At 39.8% G+C, this 20,602-nt stretch carries 21 protein-coding genes and 2 pseudogenes; 10 read left to right on the top strand and 13 right to left on the bottom strand.

Features of this window, described 5'->3' with window-relative positions; translation table 11 throughout:
- Positions 1 to 59 precede the first annotated feature (59 nt).
- A complete protein-coding gene (ttcA, locus tag ADS77_RS05775; RefSeq protein ID WP_054203508.1) occupies positions 60 to 968 on the top strand; it encodes a tRNA 2-thiocytidine(32) synthetase TtcA in 909 nt (302 codons plus the stop codon).
- A 50-nt stretch (positions 969 to 1,018) separates the two neighbouring features.
- On the opposite strand, the gene secF is transcribed toward ttcA, so the two are convergent.
- From secF to ADS77_RS05760, 3 genes are all read right to left on the bottom strand, one after another.
- Entirely contained in the window at positions 1,019 to 1,945 is a 927-nt protein-coding gene (gene secF, locus ADS77_RS05770) for a protein translocase subunit SecF (RefSeq protein ID WP_054453365.1), read from the bottom strand.
- On the bottom strand, positions 1,942 to 3,786 hold the full coding sequence (gene secD, locus ADS77_RS05765) for a protein translocase subunit SecD (protein WP_152960589.1): 1,845 nt from the start codon (positions 3,784 to 3,786) through the stop codon (positions 1,942 to 1,944). The genes secF and secD overlap by 4 nt, the downstream gene beginning before the upstream one ends.
- A gap of 93 nt (positions 3,787 to 3,879) precedes the next feature.
- The gene (locus ADS77_RS05760) at positions 3,880 to 4,356 is read right to left on the bottom strand and encodes a hypothetical protein (RefSeq protein ID WP_054203505.1); all 477 of its coding nucleotides are present in this window, start codon (positions 4,354 to 4,356) and stop codon (positions 3,880 to 3,882) included.
- Positions 4,357 to 4,490: 134 nt separating this feature from the next.
- Here ADS77_RS05760 and ADS77_RS05755 point away from each other — a divergent pair, with 134 nt between their 5' ends.
- From ADS77_RS05755 to ADS77_RS05740, 4 genes are all read left to right on the top strand, one after another.
- Positions 4,491 to 6,242: an ABCB family ABC transporter ATP-binding protein/permease gene (locus ADS77_RS05755; RefSeq protein ID WP_054453517.1), complete on the top strand. Its 1,752-nt coding sequence runs from the start codon at positions 4,491 to 4,493 to the stop codon at positions 6,240 to 6,242.
- A 131-nt stretch (positions 6,243 to 6,373) separates the two neighbouring features.
- A complete protein-coding gene (locus ADS77_RS05750; protein ID WP_054203504.1) occupies positions 6,374 to 8,437 on the top strand; it encodes a M13 family metallopeptidase in 2,064 nt (687 codons plus the stop codon).
- A gap of 184 nt (positions 8,438 to 8,621) precedes the next feature.
- A complete protein-coding gene (locus ADS77_RS05745; RefSeq protein ID WP_054203503.1) occupies positions 8,622 to 9,335 on the top strand; it encodes a YebC/PmpR family DNA-binding transcriptional regulator in 714 nt (237 codons plus the stop codon).
- Positions 9,336 to 9,410: 75 nt separating this feature from the next.
- Positions 9,411 to 10,685: a leucine-rich repeat-containing protein kinase family protein gene (locus ADS77_RS05740; RefSeq protein WP_054453361.1), complete on the top strand. Its 1,275-nt coding sequence runs from the start codon at positions 9,411 to 9,413 to the stop codon at positions 10,683 to 10,685.
- A 255-nt stretch (positions 10,686 to 10,940) separates the two neighbouring features.
- Here the strand turns inward: ADS77_RS05740 and ADS77_RS05735 are convergent, their stop codons facing one another.
- The 4 genes and pseudogenes from ADS77_RS05735 to ADS77_RS21565 all read right to left on the bottom strand — a co-directional run bounded on the left by ADS77_RS05735 (position 10,941) and on the right by ADS77_RS21565 (position 15,076).
- Entirely contained in the window at positions 10,941 to 11,969 is a 1,029-nt protein-coding gene (locus ADS77_RS05735) for an alpha/beta fold hydrolase (protein ID WP_054453359.1), read from the bottom strand.
- Positions 11,970 to 12,214: 245 nt separating this feature from the next.
- Positions 12,215 to 13,033, bottom strand: a complete 819-nt coding sequence (locus ADS77_RS05730) for an alpha/beta fold hydrolase (RefSeq protein ID WP_054453357.1) — start codon at positions 13,031 to 13,033, stop codon at positions 12,215 to 12,217.
- 284 nt (positions 13,034 to 13,317) lie between these two features.
- Positions 13,318 to 13,698 carry a hypothetical protein gene (locus ADS77_RS05725; protein WP_054203499.1) on the bottom strand — a complete coding sequence of 127 codons (381 nt, stop codon included), beginning with the start codon at positions 13,696 to 13,698 and terminating at the stop codon, positions 13,318 to 13,320.
- 303 nt (positions 13,699 to 14,001) lie between these two features.
- A pseudogene (locus tag ADS77_RS21565) lies at positions 14,002 to 15,076 on the bottom strand (transposase).
- A gap of 193 nt (positions 15,077 to 15,269) precedes the next feature.
- On the opposite strand from ADS77_RS21565, the gene ADS77_RS05710 reads away from it, so the two are divergent.
- The 3 genes and pseudogenes from ADS77_RS05710 to ADS77_RS22640 all read left to right on the top strand — a co-directional run.
- Positions 15,270 to 15,752 (top strand): hypothetical protein, encoded by a 483-nt coding sequence (locus ADS77_RS05710; RefSeq protein WP_054203497.1) that lies wholly within the window; start codon positions 15,270 to 15,272, stop codon positions 15,750 to 15,752.
- Positions 15,745 to 15,948 carry a helix-turn-helix transcriptional regulator gene (locus ADS77_RS05705; protein ID WP_054203496.1) on the top strand — a complete coding sequence of 68 codons (204 nt, stop codon included), beginning with the start codon at positions 15,745 to 15,747 and terminating at the stop codon, positions 15,946 to 15,948. The genes ADS77_RS05710 and ADS77_RS05705 overlap by 8 nt, the downstream gene beginning before the upstream one ends.
- A 323-nt stretch (positions 15,949 to 16,271) precedes the next feature.
- Positions 16,272 to 16,586 (top strand): annotated as a pseudogene (locus tag ADS77_RS22640) (hypothetical protein); the annotation flags it as partial.
- Between the two features lie 82 nt (positions 16,587 to 16,668).
- Here the strand turns inward: ADS77_RS22640 and ADS77_RS05700 are convergent.
- The 3 genes from ADS77_RS05700 to ADS77_RS05690 form a co-directional block, all read right to left on the bottom strand.
- Positions 16,669 to 16,992, bottom strand: coding sequence for a hypothetical protein (locus ADS77_RS05700; protein WP_054203495.1), 324 nt, complete (start codon positions 16,990 to 16,992; stop codon positions 16,669 to 16,671).
- A gap of 156 nt (positions 16,993 to 17,148) precedes the next feature.
- Positions 17,149 to 17,409 carry a Txe/YoeB family addiction module toxin gene (locus ADS77_RS05695; protein WP_054203494.1) on the bottom strand — a complete coding sequence of 87 codons (261 nt, stop codon included), beginning with the start codon at positions 17,407 to 17,409 and terminating at the stop codon, positions 17,149 to 17,151.
- A complete protein-coding gene (locus ADS77_RS05690) occupies positions 17,406 to 17,657 on the bottom strand; it encodes a type II toxin-antitoxin system Phd/YefM family antitoxin (RefSeq protein ID WP_054203493.1) in 252 nt (83 codons plus the stop codon). The genes ADS77_RS05695 and ADS77_RS05690 overlap by 4 nt, the downstream gene beginning before the upstream one ends.
- 394 nt (positions 17,658 to 18,051) lie before the next feature.
- Between ADS77_RS05690 and ADS77_RS05685 the strand changes: the two genes are divergently transcribed.
- On the top strand, positions 18,052 to 18,303 hold the full coding sequence (locus ADS77_RS05685; protein WP_054203492.1) for a type II toxin-antitoxin system Phd/YefM family antitoxin: 252 nt from the start codon (positions 18,052 to 18,054) through the stop codon (positions 18,301 to 18,303).
- Positions 18,300 to 18,560: a Txe/YoeB family addiction module toxin gene (locus tag ADS77_RS05680; RefSeq protein WP_028865307.1), complete on the top strand. Its 261-nt coding sequence runs from the start codon at positions 18,300 to 18,302 to the stop codon at positions 18,558 to 18,560. The genes ADS77_RS05685 and ADS77_RS05680 overlap by 4 nt, the downstream gene beginning before the upstream one ends.
- A 960-nt stretch (positions 18,561 to 19,520) precedes the next feature.
- Here ADS77_RS05680 and ADS77_RS05670 read toward each other — a convergent pair.
- From ADS77_RS05670 to ADS77_RS22865, 3 genes are all read right to left on the bottom strand, one after another.
- Positions 19,521 to 19,940, bottom strand: a complete 420-nt coding sequence (locus tag ADS77_RS05670; protein ID WP_054203490.1) for a hypothetical protein — start codon at positions 19,938 to 19,940, stop codon at positions 19,521 to 19,523.
- 224 nt (positions 19,941 to 20,164) lie between these two features.
- Positions 20,165 to 20,266 carry a transposase gene (locus ADS77_RS22870; RefSeq protein ID WP_152960639.1) on the bottom strand — a complete coding sequence of 34 codons (102 nt, stop codon included), beginning with the start codon at positions 20,264 to 20,266 and terminating at the stop codon, positions 20,165 to 20,167.
- 58 nt (positions 20,267 to 20,324) lie between these two features.
- Positions 20,325 to 20,602 (bottom strand): transposase (locus ADS77_RS22865; protein WP_268794835.1); only part of this gene is annotated, 278 nt, incomplete at its 5' end.

Below are 20,602 nucleotides of genomic sequence, written 5' to 3'. Positions count from 1 at the left end.
TGCTGCTTTCGGCGTATAATGCGCCCCTTATTTTTACGCATAGTTCACAAGGGGGCGTAATGTCGCATTCTGTTCAAGCCAAAGCTCAACACAGCTTATCTAAGTTACAAAAACGCTTACGTCGTCAAACCGGTCAAGCGGTTATGGACTTCAATATGATTGAAGAAGGCGACCGTATCATGGTCTGCCTATCTGGTGGCAAAGATAGTTACACCCTACTTGATATGCTTAAACATCTCCAACGTGTTGCACCAATCAAGTTCGAGCTGTTTGTTATTAACCTTGATCAAAAGCAACCAGGGTTTCCTGAACATGTGTTACCTGAGTACTTAGATACTCAAGATATAGAATATAAGATTGTTGAAGAAGATACCTACAGCATCGTCACTGATATTATTCCTGAAGGCAAAACCACCTGCTCTTTATGTTCGCGTTTACGCCGTGGTATTTTATACCGCACTGCAAACGAAATGGGCGCTACCAAAATAGCGTTAGGCCATCACCGTGACGACATGATTGAAACACTGTTCTTAAACATGTTCTACGGCGGAAAACTTAAAAGTATGCCAGCTAAATTAATGAGCGATAACGGCGAGCACATGGTTATTCGTCCGCTAGCTTATTGTAAAGAAGCTGATATAGAACAATACGCAATCAGTCAAGCATACCCTATCATTCCATGTAATTTGTGTGGTTCGCAAGAAAACTTACAACGTAAACATACCAAAGCAATGCTAGCTCAGTGGGATATAGAGCACCCAGGGCGTGTTGAAAGTATTTTTACTGCGATGCAAAATGTCACCCCATCGCACTTAGCGGATAATAAATTATTTGATTTTAAGAATTTAAAAACGGGTGAAGTGATTGACGGTGGGGATATCGCATTAGATAAACCTGAGATCCCAAAACAGCCTTCACAAGACTCGCAGCAAGATACTGCCGAAGTCGTTACTATAAACCTTAGTTAATAGTCATAATACTAAAAACCGCAGCTTATTCGCTGCGGTTTTTATTTATTTTAAGGCATATCTAGCAAAGTTTGGCTTTTTTCATCCAATTTAGTTTGATAATTTTCATGTGTTAAACCTAGTAGTTGCGGCAATGTCACCGCAATACAAATAGAGGATAACGTCCCTACTAATATCCCTGTAAATAGTGCAATTGCAAAACCTTCTAATGGCGCTCCCGCTAATAGCCATACGCTTGCAACTGTCGCCAGTGTCGTTCCTGAGGTGATCAAAGTACGCGTTAAGGTGCTTTTAATTGACTCGTTAATAACAGTATTAACACTGGTTTTTTGCATTTTTGTATCTAAGCGTAACAATTCACGTACCCTATCAGCCACAATAATTGAATCATTTAATGAATAACCAATAATGGCTAACAAGCTTGCTAATACCGTTAAATTAAAATCAAGTTGCAGCCATGCAAAAATACCCACAACGACAATTACATCATGCATTAAGGCAACCACTGCGCCCAATGCTAAACGCCACTCAAACCGCAGTGCCAAATAAATCATGACTGCAACCATTGCACAGAACAACGCTAAAAGACCTTCATCAAATAACTCGTCACCAACTTGCGAGCCTAAATAAGACGATGACACAACCTGAACACCTAACGTATCGTCTTGCGTTAATGATTCTAGCCATGGCGTATTGCTTGCCTGCGCTGATTCTCTTAATTGAAAATGTTGGTTAGATTGCGCACTTAAAGTAAACTCATCGGGGTGGTAATGGCTTAGCTTCTGCGCCATTTGAGCTTCACTCATCGCTATTGATGTCGTAAATTCAGTTAAATAACCACCTGTAAAATCAAGACCAAAATTGAGCCCTTTTGTCGCAATACCCGTCACTGAAAAAATAATAAGTAAAATGCTAAAGACCAAACCCGATAAGCGTAAGACAGTGCCCGTTTTTATTTTAGAGTAAGTTTTTTTCATGCCTGTGCTCCTGTTTTGCTCGTTAATTTAAGATACACAGCTTGGCTTAACGCCTTTGAAACATAAACACCTGTAAATACACTCGTGATCAGACCAAGCGCAAGCGTGATCGCAAAGCCTTTAATCGGCCCGTAACCAATGCTAAATAAAATAATTGCAGTGATCATGGTCGTAATATTGGCATCAAAAATAGTTGTAAATGCTTGCTGATAACCCTGCTCTATCGCTTGATATGGTGCTCGCCCTTTACGACGCTCTTCTTTAATACGTTCAAAAATAATCACATTCGTATCTACAGCCATACCAATGGTCAGTACTAAACCCGCGATCCCAGGCAAGGTCAACACAACCCCTGGTAACAGTGACATTAAGCCAACCAAAGCTGTTAAATTAAGCACCAGTGCGACATTAGCCACCAGCCCTAAGCCACGATACCAAATAGCCATAAAAGCAAGTGTGATCCCCATTCCCAGCATCAGCGCAGCTAAACCATTCGTGATGTTTTCAGCGCCAAGACTTGGCCCAATCGTTTGTTCTTGCACAATTGTGACAGGCGCAGTTAATGAACCTGCACGTAGTAACAATGCTAAGTCTTGCGCTGCTTGTGGGCTTTGCATATTAGTAATACTGAATTGACGACTTAAATGCTGAGCAATATTTGCCACATTTATCACTTCGCTTTTTTTGACCACCTCACCCTGCGCATTTTTATAATATTCAGAATACACAGTGGCCATTGGCTTACCGATATTGCGTTTTGAAAACGCTGACATCGCCTCCCCACCTTGGTTATCTAAGCTCAATTGCACCAAAGGTTTTCCCCATTCATCTCGCCCAGAGTGAGCATTATTAATATGCTGACCTGAAAAAATAACAATGGGATCTAAGTTAATCGTTCCGCCATTTTGTAAATCAAAGGTTTTACCGCCGCTCTCTTTTAGCTGATAAAAATCAAGAGATGCCGTAGCGCCAATAATTCGCTTAGCTTCTGCAGGATCTTGCACACCAGGTAATTCAATCCTAATGCGTTGCTTGCCTTGGCGCTGTGTGAGTGCTTCGGTGATACCAAGCTCCTCAATGCGCCCTCTAAGCGTTGTTAATGTTTGACTCATAACCTCTTTATTAAAAGTGCTACTTCCTTGTTCACTAAAACTAAACGCCACTGTGGTCATACTTCCTTGTGTTTGCTTAGTTGCAACTAAGCGCTGAAAACGTTTTAGTACTTGCGCTTGTACGCCAATCAAGCTCTCTTTTGCACTGCGTAAAGCATGTAGCTCAAAACCTTGTTCGTTTTTTTGCACTCGAACACCCCGTGCTTTTTCATCACGAATAATGCTTTTTGTTTGCTCGTAAGCGCTATCTAGCTGCTCTTGTTGTGCTTTTACTAAATCCACATCCAAAACAAACAATACACCTCCGTTTAAATCTAGGCCTAACTTTATCGGTTCTAAACCAAGCTGTTGTAACCAAGCAGGGCTTGTTTGATGAGTTACTATTTTTACATCAAAATAAGGATATTCACTTTTCAATGCCCGCTGCGCTGCCGCACTTTTGGTAGGTACTTGCAGCAACACATTAATAGAGGATGAATCCGATTTTGACCCCAAGGTGGATTGATCAACCATAAAGTTATGCTGATTTAAAAAGTCGATGACTGATTTTTGTGAAGGTATATTCTTAATTAACTGCGACTGACTCTCAATAGAGATATTAAGCCATGACTTAGAGGGGTATAAATTTGGTAACGCACTAACAGCTAATAATAGTAGTGCAATGAACATTGCTACATAGCTAATTTTAAAACGCTGTAATAGCGGTTTCTTTAATGATTTTTTTAACATAATTCGTCCTTTAAACCGGCGCGCGCACCGATTTCACGCCATGCAGGCGCATTAATTTATTTGTTGTTCAAACCGAAAAATTATAAAGAAAAATTAAATATGGTAGGTACGCGTTGCACTATATTGTAAATTAGCGTCTTTCCAGCCGCTTATACGTGACTTTTTGCCTTCATAAACAATAAACCAAGGAGATATAATGGGTGGCTCAAGGGGGCGTAAATAAAGCTCACGCGCAAGACTTGGGGCAAAAAATTCAAATATAGTTTCATAGTTTGGTTCAACTTGACGTTGATATAAAAACAAAGATGAGTTATTTGCCGTTAAACGAGGCTGTAAAGCTTTAAAACCTAAATCTTCAGGCTGTTTTTTAACGCTATTTTTTACAAATGCAGATTTTGAAACAGATAGGTAGGAGTTTATAATACTATCTGGTGTATTATCTAACACAGACAGCACGTTAACATTATTCTTTTGCACAACATCGTTATTACCGTCAACAGCATTTGCCTGCACACTAAATAGCGCAGCAAATAAAATTAAAGCAGTGATAAATAAGCGAAGTTGAGTCATTTTTTAATCTAAAGTAAGTTACCCCACTATTATTGGGTGTCTATTAGTAAAATTCAATAGCTCTATTTAACTTTCAAGGGAAAATCATGCGCGGTATGGGCAAACGTACGCAAACGAGTAAACATCCAGATGCAATGAACCTAAAACAAAGCATTCTTACATTGTGGCCATACCTTGTGGTATTTAAAGGCCGTGTAACACTTGCTGCATTAGCTTTGATTGCCGCAAAAGGTGCAACTTTACTTATGCCATGGGCGCTGAAAGAAATAATCGACAGCGTAGATGCTAACCTACAAGACATTATTCTAGTGCCAGTCGCATTACTATTACTGTACGGTGGGCTGCGCTTTGCAAGCGTATTTTTTGGTGAAGTACGCGATGCCTTGTTTGGCCGCGTCACTGAGCATGCCATGCGTCATATTGGTTTAAAAGTATTTAAGCACCTGCACTCATTAGAGCTGGCATTTCATCTTGATAGACAAACTGGCGGTATAAGCCGTGACATTGAACGCGGTACCAGCGGGTTGAGTTTCTTAATGCGATTTTTAATGTTTAATATTATACCTACGCTATTTGAAATTCTGATAGTCGCGGTTATTTTTGCTACTTTATTTTCGCCTTGGTTTGCGTTAGTCACCTTACTCGCAGTTGCACTTTACATCACTTTTACAGTGGTCGTTACACAATGGCGAAACCGCTTTATTCGTGAAGCTAATCAAGCAGATAACAACAGCAATACCCGTGCCATAGACAGCTTACTAAATTACGAAACGGTAAAATATTTTAATAACGAAGAATATGAAGCCTCAACATACGACACTTTTTTAGCACGTTGGGAACAAGCACGATTAAAAAATCGCTTATCGTTACTTGCGCTTAATTCTGGCCAAGCCTTGATCATTGCCGCAGCTATCACGGTACTCATGTGGCTAGGCGCGTTAGAGGTCGTCACTGGCACACTAACAATTGGTGAATTAGTGATGATCAACGCCTACATGATCCAACTATTTTTACCTCTGAACTTTTTAGGGTTTGTGTACAGAGAAATACGCCGCGCCCTCACTGATCTTGAAAACATGCTAGGGCTATTAACACGTAAACCAAGCATTAATGATGGTCCTGGAGCAGAACCTTTAACATTAACACAAGGCGCTATTCGCTTTGAAAATGTTAAGTTTCATTATGACAGCGATCGGCCAATTTTGAATGAGTTGAGTTTTAACGTGCCAGCAGGAAGTAAAGTCGCCGTTGTCGGTGCCAGTGGCGCAGGTAAAAGTACCCTTGCTCGCCTGCTCTATCGTTTTTATGAACTCAACAGCGGCGCAATCTATATTGATGAACAGCCCATCCATAAGGTAACACTGGCAAGCCTAAGACAAGCCATTGCTATTGTGCCCCAAGATACCGTGTTATTTAACACCACTATTGTAGAAAACATTGCATACGGTCGCCCAGATGCCAGCGCAGATGAAATAAACAAAGCAATTGATATGGCCCATTTAAGGGCGTTTATTAACAGCCTAGATAAAGGTGACCAAACGCTTGTAGGTGAACGTGGATTAAAGGTATCAGGCGGTGAAAAGCAGCGTATCGCAATCGCACGGGCTATTTTAAAAAAATCCCCTATTTTAATTTTTGACGAGGCAACATCTGCTTTAGATTCACACTCAGAGCAAGCCATACTCAGTGCAATGCGTGAAGTAGCCAGTGAACATACAAGTATTGTCATTGCTCATAGACTATCCACTATCACGGATGCTGACACCATAATCGTGCTCAAAGCAGGCCAAGTCATCGAGCAAGGCAAGCATGATGACTTACTCGCCCTGCAAGGTGAATATGCCCGCATGTGGGAATTACAGCAAAAACAATCAGACAATGCATAAAAGGCTGGTTATTTTATCGTGCGCAGAGGTGATTCACCTCAAAAAAATTGTCTGGTTGTTAGTATTCCTTAACAATTAAAATAGACACAAATTTACGTATTAATAAAGTTAACGTTCATGGGAACAACACAATGAAGAAGAACCTAATAGCAGCGGCATTAGCTGCCACCTTTATTACAGGCTGCTCAACGCCTGAGACAACAAAACAAGAGCAACAAATAGTTGCTGCTACAACAAAAGCAGAGCTAGGTAGCTTTGGTGTTGATTTATCAGCGCGTAATGAAGCAGTTAAACCTGGTGATGATTTTTTTATGTACGCCAGCGGTACATGGTACGACAACTACAGCATGCCTGCTGATAAAACTCGTTATGGTGCATTCTCTGCACTTGCTGATCGCAGTGAAGAACGCGTTAAAACAATCATCGAAGAAATCGCAGCACGCAAAGATTTAAATGCTGAAGAGAAATTAGTTGCTGATTTCTACAATGCATATATGGATACAGACACTCTGAACAAACTCGGCGTAACACCGATAAAACCACTATTAACAGAGATCAACGCTGTATCATCAACGAATGACCTGACTGAGCTATTTGGTAAATCGTGGCTTACTGGCGTAAAAGCTCCGTTAGGTGGCGGTATGTGGTTTAACCGTTTAGATCCTAACAAATATGAAATGTCTTTAGGTGCTGGCGGTTTAGGCCTACCGGATCGTTCGTTCTACCTTGAAGATTCAGAGCGCTTTGTTAAAACGCGCGCAGCGTATGTCGCGCACATTGCTGACATGTTGAAATTTGCTGACGTAGGCAACGCAACCTCTCGTGCTCAAGCAATTCTTGCGCTTGAAACTAAAATTGCACAAGGTCACTGGCCTCGCGAGAAACGTCGTAACCGCGATATTACATTAAACCAAATCGACCGCGCTGAACTTACTAAAGCGTACCCTGGTTTTAACTGGGACTTATATTTTGCACAAACTGGGTATAAAGTACCGCAGTTAAATGTATCTCAACCAGAGCCAATTAAAGCCATGATTGACTTGATCAATCAAGAAGACCTAGCAGTATGGAAAGATTATTTAACGTATCATGCCCTAAGCGGTAATGCTGATTTACTCTCTGAAGATATTTTTAATACTAACTTTGCATTTTACGGTAAAGAACTAAGCGGACAACAAGAGCCTCGCCCACGTTGGAAGCGTGCTATCAGCCAAATGTCGAGCACTAACTCGCTTGGATTTGCTATTGGTAAAGTCTATGTAGCACGTTATTTCCCTGAATCTTCAAAGCAACAAATGTCAGAGCTTGTTGAAAATTTACGCACGGCATTGGGTGAGCGCATTGATAACCTAGACTGGATGGGTGCACAAACCAAAGTTAATGCACGTGCAAAATTAGCCGCCTTCGTACCAAAAATTGGTTACCCTGACGTATGGCAATCGTTTGACGGCTTAAGCATTAGCGATAACGATTTGATTGGCAACATTAAAAACATGCGTGAGTTTTTTCAAGCCGAAAGTGTTGCAAAAGAACTTAAGAAAACAGACCGCAACCGTTGGGGCATGACACCACAACGTGTTAATGCTTATTACAACAGTTCATTTAATGAAATTGTATTCCCAGCAGCCATTTTACAACCACCATTTTTCGATCCAAATGCAGACGCCGCGGTAAACTACGGCGGTATTGGTGCAGTTATCGGCCATGAAATGGGCCATGGCTTTGATGACCAAGGTTCAAAATCTGATGAAAATGGTGTGCAACGTAACTGGTGGACAGACGCTGATCGCGCCGCTTTTGACGCTAAAGCAGACCAACTTGCCGCACAATACAGTCAATACGAACCGATTCCTGGAAACTTTGTAAACGGGCGAAATAGCTTAGGTGAAAACATTGGGGATGTGGGCGGTTTAGCCATGGCATATCACGCCTACAAACTTAGCCTAAACGGCAAAGAAGCGCCTATTATTGATGGTCTAACAGGTGATCAACGCTTCTTCCTTGCATGGGCACAAGTATGGAAAGAAAAACGCACCGAACAAAGTATGTTAAACCAACTACGTGGTGGTACACATGCTCCAGGTCGCTTTAGAGCCCAAGCACCGCGTAACCACGACGCATGGTACAAAGCATTTAATGTACAACCAGGTGACGCTTTGTATTTACCTGAAGACCAACGTGTCCGCATTTGGTAATTAAAAGATCTTTATAATATAGCCCGCAACCGCGGGTTATATTTTTTTAGTCCCTTAATCAAACAACTTCCCCACCTCAAGCTATTTTAATTGCCACTGATTTCTGTATTTCCAAGCGACTAGGGTATAGAATACCGCACAACAAAATTTATACTTTCAAAAACATATTTAAGGCGAAACGCAGATGGGAAGAGCTTACCAAAACAAAAAAGATTCAATGGCTAAAACTGCGGGTGCTAAAACTAAAGTTTACTCAAAGTACGGTAAAGAAATTTATATTTGTGCTAAAAATGGCGGTACTGATCCTGATGGCAACTTATCACTACGTCGTTTAATTGAACGCGCTAAAAAAGATCAAGTACCTGCGCACGTTATTGACCGCGCAATCGATAAAGCCAAAGGCGGCGGCGGTGAAGATTACTCAGCAACACGTTACGAAGGCTATGGCCCGGGTAACTGTATGATTATTGTTGATTGCTTAACCGATAACAACAAACGTACTTTTGCTGACGTACGTGTATGCTTTACTAAAGCCAATGCTAAAATTGGTGCACAAAACTCGGTTTCTCATTTATTTGATCACCTTGCAATTTTTGTATTTGACGGTGATGACGACGAAGCCGTGCTTGAAGCGTTAATGATGGCAGACGTTGATGTTACTGACGTAGAAGTTGAAGCAGGTAAAGTGACTGTTTTTGCACCGCACACAGAATACAATAATACCCGCACTGCCCTAGAAGAAATGGGTATTACTGAGTTTGACGAAGATTTAATCTCTTTTGTTCCACAAATTGAAGCGCCGATTGAAGGTGAAGATGTTGAAGTAATGGAGCGCTTTTTAGCTATGCTAGAAGATTGTGACGACGTACAAAACGTATATCACAACGCACAGTTTTAATTTTATTGAATAAAATGATTACTAAGGCCAACTAAATTGGCCTTTTTATTTTTTAATTACAAATGGATGTGCATTTTGAATACCCTAGAAGATCTTCGCGCTGGTAAATTAGCTGGTGCAACACGCCTACAACTAGTTGAAGAGTTAACCACATTTCCAGACGAAATTTTCACCCTTGCCGATACCCTCGAAGTACTCGATTTATCAAACAATAACTTAGCTGACTTACCTGATGAATTTGCTAGCCTCGTAAAACTAAAACGCGTGTTTTTATCATTTAATCAGTTTAAACATATTCCGGCAGTATTAGCTAAATGCCCTTCGCTTATTATGATTGCGTTTAAAGGCAATCAAATAACTGAATTTGCAGAGCATAGTTTGCCAACCTCAACCCAGTGGTTAATATTAACTGACAACCATATTGAACAGTTACCTGAGTCTTTTGGCGAACTTACGCAGCTTCGTAAACTGGCTCTGGCAGGTAATCGACTAACAACCTTGCCATGCAGTATGCAACACTGCAAAAGCCTTGAGCTGGTGCGCTTATCAGCCAATAACTTAACCCATATTGATGACTGGTTATTTGAATTACCAAAACTCACATGGCTTGCATTTGCAGGTAACGACTTTAATAAAGCCCAAAGTTTACAGCAAGTATCACTCACTGAAGCTCAGCTTGAAGCGTTTTCTTTAGTTGAACAAATTGGTGAAGGCGCATCAGGCATAATTCATTTAGCTAAATGGCAAAACAATGATGTCGCGTTAAAGCTATTTAAAGGCGCGATCACGAGTGATGGCTACCCGCTTGACGAAGTTAGTTGCTGTTTGCAAGCCGGCGAGCACAATAATCTTATAAACGTACTTGCTTATATCAATAACCCTCTGCAACTTGGCTTGGTTATGGAGTTGATCAGTAAAGATTATCAAAATCTTGGTTTACCACCATCACTTGAAACCTGCACCCGCGATACTTTTACCAAAAACACTGACTTTAGTGCAAATGAAATTACCTTAATTGCACAGCAGATGATCCATACACTTGCCCATTTACATGCTAACAACATAAGTCATGGCGATGTATACGCGCATAATATTATGGTAAACGCAGACCATAACGTGCTTTTTGGCGATTTTGGTGCCGCAACAAATTTGACGGCATTAACCGACTATCAACGTAAGCAAATGCAGCTTATTGAAGTAAGAGCGATTGGCTGTTTGATAGATGATTTACTTAATGTATGCAATGAAGTAAGTGCAAGGGTCGATCACTTAGTGATAATTGCGCAGCAGTCTATGAATACAGATATTACAAAGCGATTAACACTTACAGCGCTTACTGAAAAACTATAACAATTATACACGGCTTACTTAACTTGTAAGCCGTGTATAATGTTCAAATATCTGGCTTTAGCTAAATCATGTATTATACCAATCAGAGCGAGAACGAGCCCTCACGAATTATCTATCACAATAAACAATAAGTGAGCCTTCCATTTTAATACGCTAGTTTAAAATATTTTGACTAAACCACCTCAAGATACAGGATTAAGCGTTATTGATTTTAATTCCTACGACGCTCTCATCTTGAGATTGCTGGGTATATACTTAACGCGATAAAAACGTCAACATAGCGCGATTTACTTGTTCAGCCTGATCAACCGTTAAAAAGTGCCCCGCATTTTTTATTTGCTTGGTGTGTCCCTGCACCAGTATTTTCTTGGCCCGCTCAAGGCTATCATTGTTGTTCATCATATCATTATCACCGATTAAAACTAATGTCGGTAAAGTAATCTGTTGCAACTGCTGATCCGAAAATGGTCGTAGTTCGGTTATCAAACCCGGAACAGGATCATCCTCAAGTGCTGCTACATATTGATCTAAATAAATTGGGTTAATCATATGTGGCCGGCTTGACACACTTTGTAAGCTCTCTTGCACTTCATTGCGATCAGGATTGATAGTAAAAAAAATGCTCGCCAGCAAGTCGCCACTTAATTCTATCCAACCAAAGGTTTGCGCAGGACTTAGTAGCACCAAGCGCTGAATACGCGACTTTTCCCGGGTAGATTCAGCTAGAGTAATGGCGACCGCTTGCCAACCACCACGAGATGCACCTACCAGATGCAAAGAACTCAACTGCAAACGGTCAAATAACTCTTGATACCAACTTACCACCTGCTCCATATCGCTAATATCTGCACTTGCACGTGACCCGCCAGAGCCGAGCAGATCATCAATTGCATAAACGCGATAGTGTTCTGCCAGCGCGGCAATATTAGGGTACCACATGGCTGAATTGGCGTGCATACCGTGCAACAGAACCAACGGCTCAGCATCAGCGGGACCTGCTACAATAACCCGAGCTTGACCGAGAGAAGTCGGTACACTCAACTCACGATAAGCGATTGGCCACAAGCTAAGCGCACGTTGATAAAGTTCAGCATTAGACAACTGACTGGCCGATTGTTGTTGTAACTTAACATTCTCAGCGTGACGATCTGGCAATAAATACGCCGCTTCAGCCGAGATTATCTCAACTTTATCATCAAACCAATCACAGCCCCCCAGAATGACCAGCACAGTCAATATTACTAATGCCCTTATCAGGCTAATCACCTGCATACTTATTGTCATTTTAACTCCTATGAATCATGTCTTATCTAACACAGAAATAGCTTGAATTAAACCTTTGAAATTTATCATGGTTAATAATTTTCTGTAACTGTGTGAACTGTTTTACTATGGTTAAGATAAGCACAATAATTATCATCATGGACTAAGAGGTGATGCGAATTTTCCACCACTTTGGCCTGTGTGACTTATACGAATGTGCATGTGGTTTAAGCCCAGCCCTATTATTCGAATCATGTTTGTTATATTCAACTTTCGAAGAACTCTCGTATCTCTTTAACCAATGCTTCTGGTTTTTCTTCGATGACCAAATGTCCAGACTCAGGAACTATAACTAACTTAGAGTCTTTAATTTTACTATGAAGCACGTGAGCTTGTTCAACAGGGATCCATTGGTCCTCTTCACCCCACAGAATTAATGTAGGTACATCAAAGCTAGATAACTTATCTTGAAATTCATCCGTATACATTGAATTTGCTTGAGCTATTTGCCTATAAAAAGCTTTCTTACCTTCATCTCCAGACCAAGGGCGGAGAATACCGTCAATTGCTTCCTGAGATAATGGCTGATATGACGCTGTTTTTATGTATGCTTGAACGATTGCTGAATGAATGAAATCAGGTACTCCTGCAAAGGCTGCTTCATGCTTTTCAATATGTTTAAAAAATGGAGAGCCCCAAGGAGATAATGCAACTGGATCAATTACGACTATCTTTTTGTACTTTCGTTGATTCAGCAAGTAGTTTCTCAGTACTGTCGTACCCCCGAAATCATGCCCCACAATATAAGGTAACTTTAACTGCCAATGATCTATTAATGAATCTAATAGTTGATTTTGTACTTTTAAAGATACATCCGCATCACCTTTATCTGATTCACCATAACCTAGTAAATCAAAGTAATAGACTGTGTAGTCGCTTGAAAGTGCCTGAATCAAGTGCCTAAGGTTGAAAGATGACCAAGGCGTACCATGAACTAAAACAAGAGGCTCTCCTTTTCCTTCAATCCCATATTTCACTTTTCGACCTTCATACTCGAAAGTATAAGGTAAACTCCAAATGTCCATCGTATCTCCTTGAATATGACGCCGCAATATACGGCAAATTTTGCTGGGCTGATTTTTGCCCGCGCAGCAGATTCCCGAATTCATTATGCAAGGACAAAACAAATTAGACAGCCACTCTAATTGAAGCAACAAAGCTATTCCACTAAATTTACTTTTTAGGTTATGAATTTACCTTTTATTACTGGGCTGCTTTCATTTCGTTATTAGTACTCTTAAGCCTAAATTACGCGCATAAAAATAACTGCATAATTGCAGTTTTAACTTTTTACTGAGGACTTGGTTTGTTAAATTGCATTTACTTCTGTTCTTTTAAACTTTGCATATAAGAAATTAAGTAATTCAATCACAAAAATACACACCATAATTTTTGTGCCTAATTGAAATGCATGAACTACACCCCAGCCACACCAATCATTGTTATATAGAGCCGATTGATACTTCGCAAATGGGAAGTACATGCTTGTTGAAGTTATAAGTAGCGGTACCCAAATTTTATTCTTGTTTGTTATCGCACGTAAAATTATCGCTAGAATGAGTAAGCCCACCATTAGATAAGTTTGATCTAAAGATTGAGATTTTATCAATTCGTAATCTTCCTTACTTGTGCCGCCAAAACAAGCATGGGCACTTGGTACAAAGAGCAGTAGGAATGATAGATATTTCAATTTGGCCTCATTTGCAATTTAACGAGCCTGTAGAATAACTCGTTTTAAATTTATTTTTATTGATGCATCAACCATAGCCGAGTTCCTATTTTGGTTCAATCAAAACAAATTAGACAGCCACTCTAATTGAGCCAACATCACTATTCCACTAAATTTACTTTTTAGGTTATGAATTTACTTTTTATTAATGGGTTGCTTTCATTTCACCCATTAAATAAGTTATTAGTACTCTTAAGCCTAAATTACGCGCATAAAAATAACTGCATAATTGCAGTTTTAACTTTTTACTGAGGACTTTTAACTTTATGCCAGCAGCTTTTCGCTGTTACTGACGTTGCTACGCCGTTTTCTGCTCAAGTGTTCACTGTAACTCTCTTGTGAGGTCGTCCTACCTACTGCGCCATGAAATACGCGCGTAAATTGTGTCGTGAGTTTTAACCAGTTTTCTGGGGAGATATTGACTCTTTCTAGTAAAGGTAAATGTGTGCTTTCAATATACCCGCGCTTTCCTTCTCGTATACAACACCCTGTTAATTCAATCAGTTCAAGGTAAGATTTAAGTTCAAACGGCAGGCCTTTTGGCATGATTTGACGTGGCATGCCTGCAAAGCGTAATAGTTGTTTTGGTTGCTTGCCCTCTGTTGCGCTTTCAATACGTTTTTGTACGCTGGTGTGATCAGGTGTTTGCGCCATTTTTGCTCTGATTGGGTTTAAGTCTACATAGGCCATACAGGCTGCTAATGATGCTTCATCAAGAAGCGCTTATGACTGCTTTTTATTTTAAAGAAAGGACCTTCCCACAAAGTTGTAAGGAACAACTTTGAATGCCTTAGGCGGCCCGAAGGGTGAGCGCCATGGACGGCAGCGAATAAAATCGGCCTGTGCAGTTATCTTCCTTATTGGCTTTACGCGCAATGTCTTCATTTAATAGCCGCATAAACCAGCTAATACTTGATAGCCGTTCACGGTATTGGTTTACTGTTTGATTAAAAAAGATAAGTTCAGTTTTACTTAGCTTCTCACCTTGTATGTATCTTTGCGTAAGTACGGTGCCTTTACACAGCTTGTGCCAACGAATAACAATCGCTTTATCATTTAGCCGATTCGCTTTTTTATCATCAACATACAACACTAGGTGCGTGTACTTCAGGCGTCCTGCCTTTCGCCCTTCGGGCCAGCTGCGCTGTTGTTAAATGTTCCTGACATTTTGCTGGTTGCTCATAACAGCATACTCACACACATCAATACAAAATACCTTGCCTAGACTCAGTAGTTTCTCTTCAACCCACCCTCTGCGGTGCTCATAAGACTTCCCTGTAAAACGGTCTTCCCCGCACAAGAAAATTCGGGTTTGTTTTTTGTTTATTTCCTCATTCATTTTCAAATTTCGTCTCTCGTTATTGGTCAAATATTAGCTAAAAATAAAAGAAAGCTTGCCTTTATGTAACCTTTAGGTACCATTGATACCTAAAGGTTACATTTGGTGTATTTAGGTATCACGTGTAACCTTAAACGCAGTCAACACAATACGACATTAATTCGTCGCCAACAGAAAAGGGATATACACAAAGATGGAGAAATCACTATCAGTACCACCAGAAACGGAACAACAATATTTAGCAATTACCGGGAGAATCAGTATTGTACTAGCGCTCTTCCTTTTAGCTCAGGTGTTTTTAACAGTAATTAGTGAAAAAAACTCAGTTATCTATTGGCTATTAGATGTAATTGTATTTGTGAGTATTATTTATTGTATTGTGTTAGTTCTTAAATCGATGAAATTTGCAAAAAATATATCGAGTCTAGGTTACTGGGCGCTGAAATTTAACGACGAGTATGTGGATTATGTCAGTTCGTTCAGCTTGCGTGCTACCTGTAACATTATGGTAGTAGGCGGAATTTTCCTCGCTTATAGTGGCGACAGCAAGTGGTTTATAGAATTTATAGCTCCCTTTGGGCTTACGGATATGCTTCAAGTATTACTTGGCTTGGCAGCAGCCACGCATGGTGTGTTAATTTTGTGGAAACTACGTGAGGAAGGTCTTGATGAATGAAGATTTAGACAACCATCTTCACAAACTTAGATTGCAGCATAAAATTTCTCAGCAAGAGTTAGCAGATGCCATAGGCGTTTCTAGAAAAACCATCAGTACAGTAGAAACCGGGCGTTTTACACCATCGGTGGTAATTGCACTCAGAATTTCGGCTTATTTTGCTGTTTCAGTCGAGCAAATATTTACTTTGAGATAAATTTCTGGCTCGGGAGCTTTTGAAGATGCATTCAACGACGTTTGAGAACAACAAATTAAGGGCTTTTGATAAAAAGGGTCTATACACATAATGACTCCCTAATGTCTATTGCCTAAATTAGCCCAACGAATGCTGGACTATTTAAGTATGGTAACAAACAGCTACAGGTTTTCTACAAATAGCTTATAGATTCTACGATATTAAGTTATCCATGAACTTGGCTGCACGCAGAATGAGATTATATCGGATAGATTAGTATTGTATTTATCTGCGCTCTACTTGGCACAATGTAACTCATTGGGTGTCTAGCAAACTATGGGCAGTCCACTTATCAACTAACAGTAGATTTAGATCATTGGATCCGCCGTAGGATAAGAATGTGCTACTGGCGGCAATGGCGCTCTTTCCAAAGAAATAGCCCGTACCAAAGTACGCAGTTTAATGAAATTGGGTGTTAGCGAGCGACTCGCTATAGCCTGTGGTATCACCAGTACCAAAAGTAGGCGCTTGGAAGCGAAGGCCCTTGTAGAAGCTCAAAAACAAAAGGGATTAACATTGCGCTAGGCAATAACTACTTAGCGTCACAAGGGTTAGTGTCATTGAGAGATATTTGGATCAATATTCATTACGGGAGATGAACCGCCCATTGCGCTTCCTGTTAATAAAAAGCGCATGATGGGTGGTGTGGGGGCTGGAGGTTAGAGACCTCCGGCTACCCGATTAGCTGTTGATTAGTATAAACGCATCGTTTTCATAGTAATGCATAACAGCACTTAAAAGCTCATTCTGACTATAATCAGGCTTTTGCTCAAGTAAATTACTTTTAATACTTTGAAGATCAGCCACACTAAGAAAGCTTTTATACCCTTTAGCCACAGGATAAATTGGCTCATCGTCGTCACCTCGTTCTTCTTCCGCATCATCGATTATAAGAATCAGTGACGACATGCAGATTGAGTTATCAGGATATATATATGCATATAGATTCCATTCGAAAGAGTCAATTTCACTCATAACATTTTCAAGATTTGATTCTAATCGCAAAAGACCACCCTAGTAAAAACAGCTAACGTCTGCGTAACACGTTTATTACTATGCAAATATACTTGATATTGACGCCTTAAAACGAGAAACACCCGGCAAACTGAGATTGCCGGGTGCAATAAATCGTGTTGATGCGATTGTTAACTGCGCTTCAAATTAATAATGATAGCGACAGGAAATTATTGTCAAATGTGCATCATTAACGGCATAAACTAATCGGTTGGTATCATCAATTCTACGTGACCAAAAACCTGCAAAATTTTCTTTCAATGGCTCAGGTTTACCAATACCTTCGAAGGGAGAACGCTTCGCATCAGTAATTAATTTATTGATGCGTTTCAGCGTTTTCTTACCCTGACCTTGCCAATACAAGTAATCATCCCAAGCATCGTCAGTCCAAGCTAACATTCGACTCATTCAAGTAAGCCTCTTTCCGTAATTTGACCGGTATTGTATTGAGCAATTGATTTGTTTAGATGAGCAGCATTAGCTGGAGAACGAGATAAATAAATCGTTTCCATTAAGCTATTATAATAATCCATAGACATTACAACTGCATCTTCAGAATCTCGACGAGTGATAACTGTGCAGTCCGCATCATTAACTACGCCATCAAGAACAGATTTAAGACCATTTCGAGCTTCAGTAAAAGAAACTATACGCATAATTACCTCTTTGTTGAGTTGTACTTAATATTGAACAAGTCTAACTCATTAAAACTGAAATGTACAATATATTGCACAGGTAACAAAGAAGCAGTTAACGAGGCTGTAGAATTACTCTAACAGCCAAATTCAATTAAAAAACGAGCTCCTGTAATTAACTCTAAGCGTTTTTAAAGCATTAGGTAATGCATTTGGAACCCATAAAACAAGCTGTTTTTCTTAAAAAAGAGTAATTCTACAGCCACAACGCCCAATTAAGCGGACGGAAACAGTTGGCTATAATGTGTAGCGAAGCGAAACTCAGCCAACTGTTGGAGTTCCGACTTAAATTGCTTGTTATGTGCCCTTACGCTACAATGTACAAATAAACGTACATGAACATTTTGGAGTTCACATGGATGCAATAAGTTATACATCAGCTAGAGCGAATCTAGCAAGAACAATGGCGCATGTTTGTAATGATCATGCACCAGTTATTATTACACGTAAAAGTGAAGATCCTGTTGTTATGATGTCTTTAGAAGACTATAACGCAATGCAGGAAACTACATATTTACTTAGATCACCAGCAAATGCACGCGAACTTTTAGAGTCTATTGCCGAACTTGAAGCTGGCAATGGAACTGAAAGAGAGCTCATAGAATGAAGCTGACTTTTTCGACTAAAGCTTGGGAACAATACCTTTACTGGCAAACGACAGATAAAAAAATACTTAAACGTATTAATTTACTAATCAAGGATATCCAACGTAACCCTACTGAAGGTATTGGAAAACCAGAGCCTCTTAAACACGGTTTATCAGGCTACTGGTCTCGTCGAATAAATGACGAACATAGAATCGTATACAAAAACCAAAATGATACAATTCTAATAGCACAACTGCGCTATCACTACGGCACATAACGAGGCTGTAGAATTACTCTAACAGCCAAATTCAATTAAAAAACGAGCTCCTGTAATTAACTCTAAGCGTTTTTAAAGCATTAGGTAATGCATTTGGAACCCATAAAACTGGCTGTTTTTCTTAAAAAAGAGTAATTCTACAGCCACAACGAGGCTGTAGAATAACTCTAACAGCCAAATTCAATTAAAAAACGAGCTCCTGTAATTAACTCTAAGCGTTTTTAAAGCATTAGGTAATGCATTTGAACCCATAAAACAGGCTGTTTTTCTTAAAAAAGAGTAATTCTACAGCCACAACGCCCAAATAAGGGGCTGATAAACAGTAGGCTAAAATGTGAAGCGAAGCGGAACCGAGCCAACTGTTAGCAGTCCCGCTTAATTTTCTTGTTATGTTGCGACTACTTTGAACAGATTAAAAACACCGATACTTAAAAACAACAAGCCCCAGACTAACCCAAGCAACCTTAATTTTCTATCTGCGTTTGATGGTATTGCTACCATTGGTCCAATTCCAATTTTATAACCTAGTTTCCAAGATAAACATTTTTCTATGCCCCAGAAAAAGATAAATACATAAACACTGATTAAAGACTCTTTGCTATGACCCAAATAATGAAGTAGAAAAAACAAGAACAAGGATATTACTGAGAGGCCAAAAACTACTTTTCGAAATTTCACCAAACTAGGAATCTTCCTTGCAACATAACGAGGCTGTAGAATTACTCTAACAGCCAAATTCAATTAAAAAACGAGCTCCTGTAATTAACTCTAAGCGCTTTTAAAGCATTAGGTAATGCATTTGGAACCCATAAAACAGGCTGTTTTTCTTAAAAAAGAGTAATTCTACAGCCACAACGCCCCAATAAGGGGCTAAAAATTGTTTGCTAAAATGTGTAGCGAAGCGAAACCGAGCAAACTGTTTTTAGTCCCGCTTAATTGGCTTGTTAGGTTACACTTTACTCAAAACTTTGCCCATTGCTTTTTTAAACCTACGCCATGGAATATACCAAAGGTTAAGCAAATTATGGAACTCCATAACCAAAACTCGGGACTACGGCCCATTGGCATGGACATTAGAGTAAACCCAGCAAGTCCACGAATAAGGTATATTGATGTAATAACTATTAGAGCTAACCGAGTTAAGGGAAGTTTCCGTATTAAACCCGCAGCAGAAAATGCATAAAGTGACCAAATAGACAAAACAGAAAAAATACCTAATGTTATGAATGTTGGATAATTGCTACCTTGCTCTGCCATTAATGCCATTTCTTCTCCTGCACCAAAGAATCTATACCATGGCGCACCGAAGAATATACAGCCTAAGTGAAGTATTGCCGCAATAGCACTTAATACTCCTGAAATGATCAAATATACATTCATTTGATTGGAAACCTCCGTGTAACCTAACGAGCCTGTAGAATAACTCGTTTTTAATTTATTTTTATTGATGCTTCAACCATAGCTGAGTTCCTATTTTGGTTCAATCGGTTACTTCGATTTTACGTAAATATAAAAAAGAGGATTTGGTGTTGTTTTAATGGGCGTTTTGGAAGGGATTGCAGGTGTTTAAGTGGCTTATTTAAGGTGGTAAGGGGTTACCCTTATTAATGTATCGTGTTTCTCAGCTTTTCTAGATTATGAACAAGGCAATACAGCTGCCATTGCGCATTCACTTTCGTTTGTCCGCGTAAGGTCAATTTGTTCATGCCTTTATTGACTGTAATATTCCGCTGTTTATTTAGAGGAAAGCAGGCTCTATACAGCCTAGTCGTTTGCCATTCCTTCAATAAAAAGCTGCCGTCGCCCCATTGGACTGTCTATTTTAACTTTCATTTTGTCGATATAGCTTAGCTTTTTACGTGATTCATCATTTTTAAACTGTACTTGCCGCCCTGTTTTTATTGGTGGCTTTCGCATGCATTGCTGTTGCAGTGGGCATACTTTGCAATCTTTTAAGTAACCGCAGAATCGCGTGTATTCTTGATTGTGACTCTTTACATTAACCCCGCTTCGCCACATACCATTGCCTGCGGGGCAGAGGC

Source organism: Pseudoalteromonas porphyrae (genome assembly GCF_001298125.1).
Lineage (GTDB): Bacteria > Pseudomonadota > Gammaproteobacteria > Enterobacterales > Alteromonadaceae > Pseudoalteromonas > Pseudoalteromonas neustonica.
Note: the sequence above shows the minus strand (reverse complement) of the source record. Positions and strands in the feature narration are given on the sequence as shown.

What these genes read in the sequence shown, in the direction of transcription:
- ttcA (WP_054203508.1), top strand. Translation starts at nt 60, where the DNA reads ATGTCGCATTCTGTTCAAGCCAAAGCTCAACACAGCTTATCTAAGTTA.
- secF (WP_054453365.1), bottom strand. Translation starts at nt 1,945, where the DNA reads ATGAAAAAAACTTACTCTAAAATAAAAACGGGCACTGTCTTACGCTTA.
- secD (WP_152960589.1), bottom strand. Translation starts at nt 3,786, where the DNA reads ATGTTAAAAAAATCATTAAAGAAACCGCTATTACAGCGTTTTAAAATT.
- ADS77_RS05760 (WP_054203505.1), bottom strand. Translation starts at nt 4,356, where the DNA reads ATGACTCAACTTCGCTTATTTATCACTGCTTTAATTTTATTTGCTGCG.
- ADS77_RS05755 (WP_054453517.1), top strand. Translation starts at nt 4,491, where the DNA reads ATGAACCTAAAACAAAGCATTCTTACATTGTGGCCATACCTTGTGGTA.
- ADS77_RS05750 (WP_054203504.1), top strand. Translation starts at nt 6,374, where the DNA reads ATGAAGAAGAACCTAATAGCAGCGGCATTAGCTGCCACCTTTATTACA.
- ADS77_RS05745 (WP_054203503.1), top strand. Translation starts at nt 8,622, where the DNA reads ATGGGAAGAGCTTACCAAAACAAAAAAGATTCAATGGCTAAAACTGCG.
- ADS77_RS05735 (WP_054453359.1), bottom strand. Translation starts at nt 11,969, where the DNA reads ATGACAATAAGTATGCAGGTGATTAGCCTGATAAGGGCATTAGTAATA.
- ADS77_RS05730 (WP_054453357.1), bottom strand. Translation starts at nt 13,033, where the DNA reads ATGGACATTTGGAGTTTACCTTATACTTTCGAGTATGAAGGTCGAAAA.
- ADS77_RS05710 (WP_054203497.1), top strand. Translation starts at nt 15,270, where the DNA reads ATGGAGAAATCACTATCAGTACCACCAGAAACGGAACAACAATATTTA.
- ADS77_RS05705 (WP_054203496.1), top strand. Translation starts at nt 15,745, where the DNA reads ATGAATGAAGATTTAGACAACCATCTTCACAAACTTAGATTGCAGCAT.
- ADS77_RS05695 (WP_054203494.1), bottom strand. Translation starts at nt 17,409, where the DNA reads ATGAGTCGAATGTTAGCTTGGACTGACGATGCTTGGGATGATTACTTG.
- ADS77_RS05690 (WP_054203493.1), bottom strand. Translation starts at nt 17,657, where the DNA reads ATGCGTATAGTTTCTTTTACTGAAGCTCGAAATGGTCTTAAATCTGTT.
- ADS77_RS05685 (WP_054203492.1), top strand. Translation starts at nt 18,052, where the DNA reads ATGGATGCAATAAGTTATACATCAGCTAGAGCGAATCTAGCAAGAACA.
- ADS77_RS05680 (WP_028865307.1), top strand. Translation starts at nt 18,300, where the DNA reads ATGAAGCTGACTTTTTCGACTAAAGCTTGGGAACAATACCTTTACTGG.
- ADS77_RS05670 (WP_054203490.1), bottom strand. Translation starts at nt 19,940, where the DNA reads ATGAATGTATATTTGATCATTTCAGGAGTATTAAGTGCTATTGCGGCA.
- ADS77_RS22870 (WP_152960639.1), bottom strand. Translation starts at nt 20,266, where the DNA reads ATGAACAAATTGACCTTACGCGGACAAACGAAAGTGAATGCGCAATGG.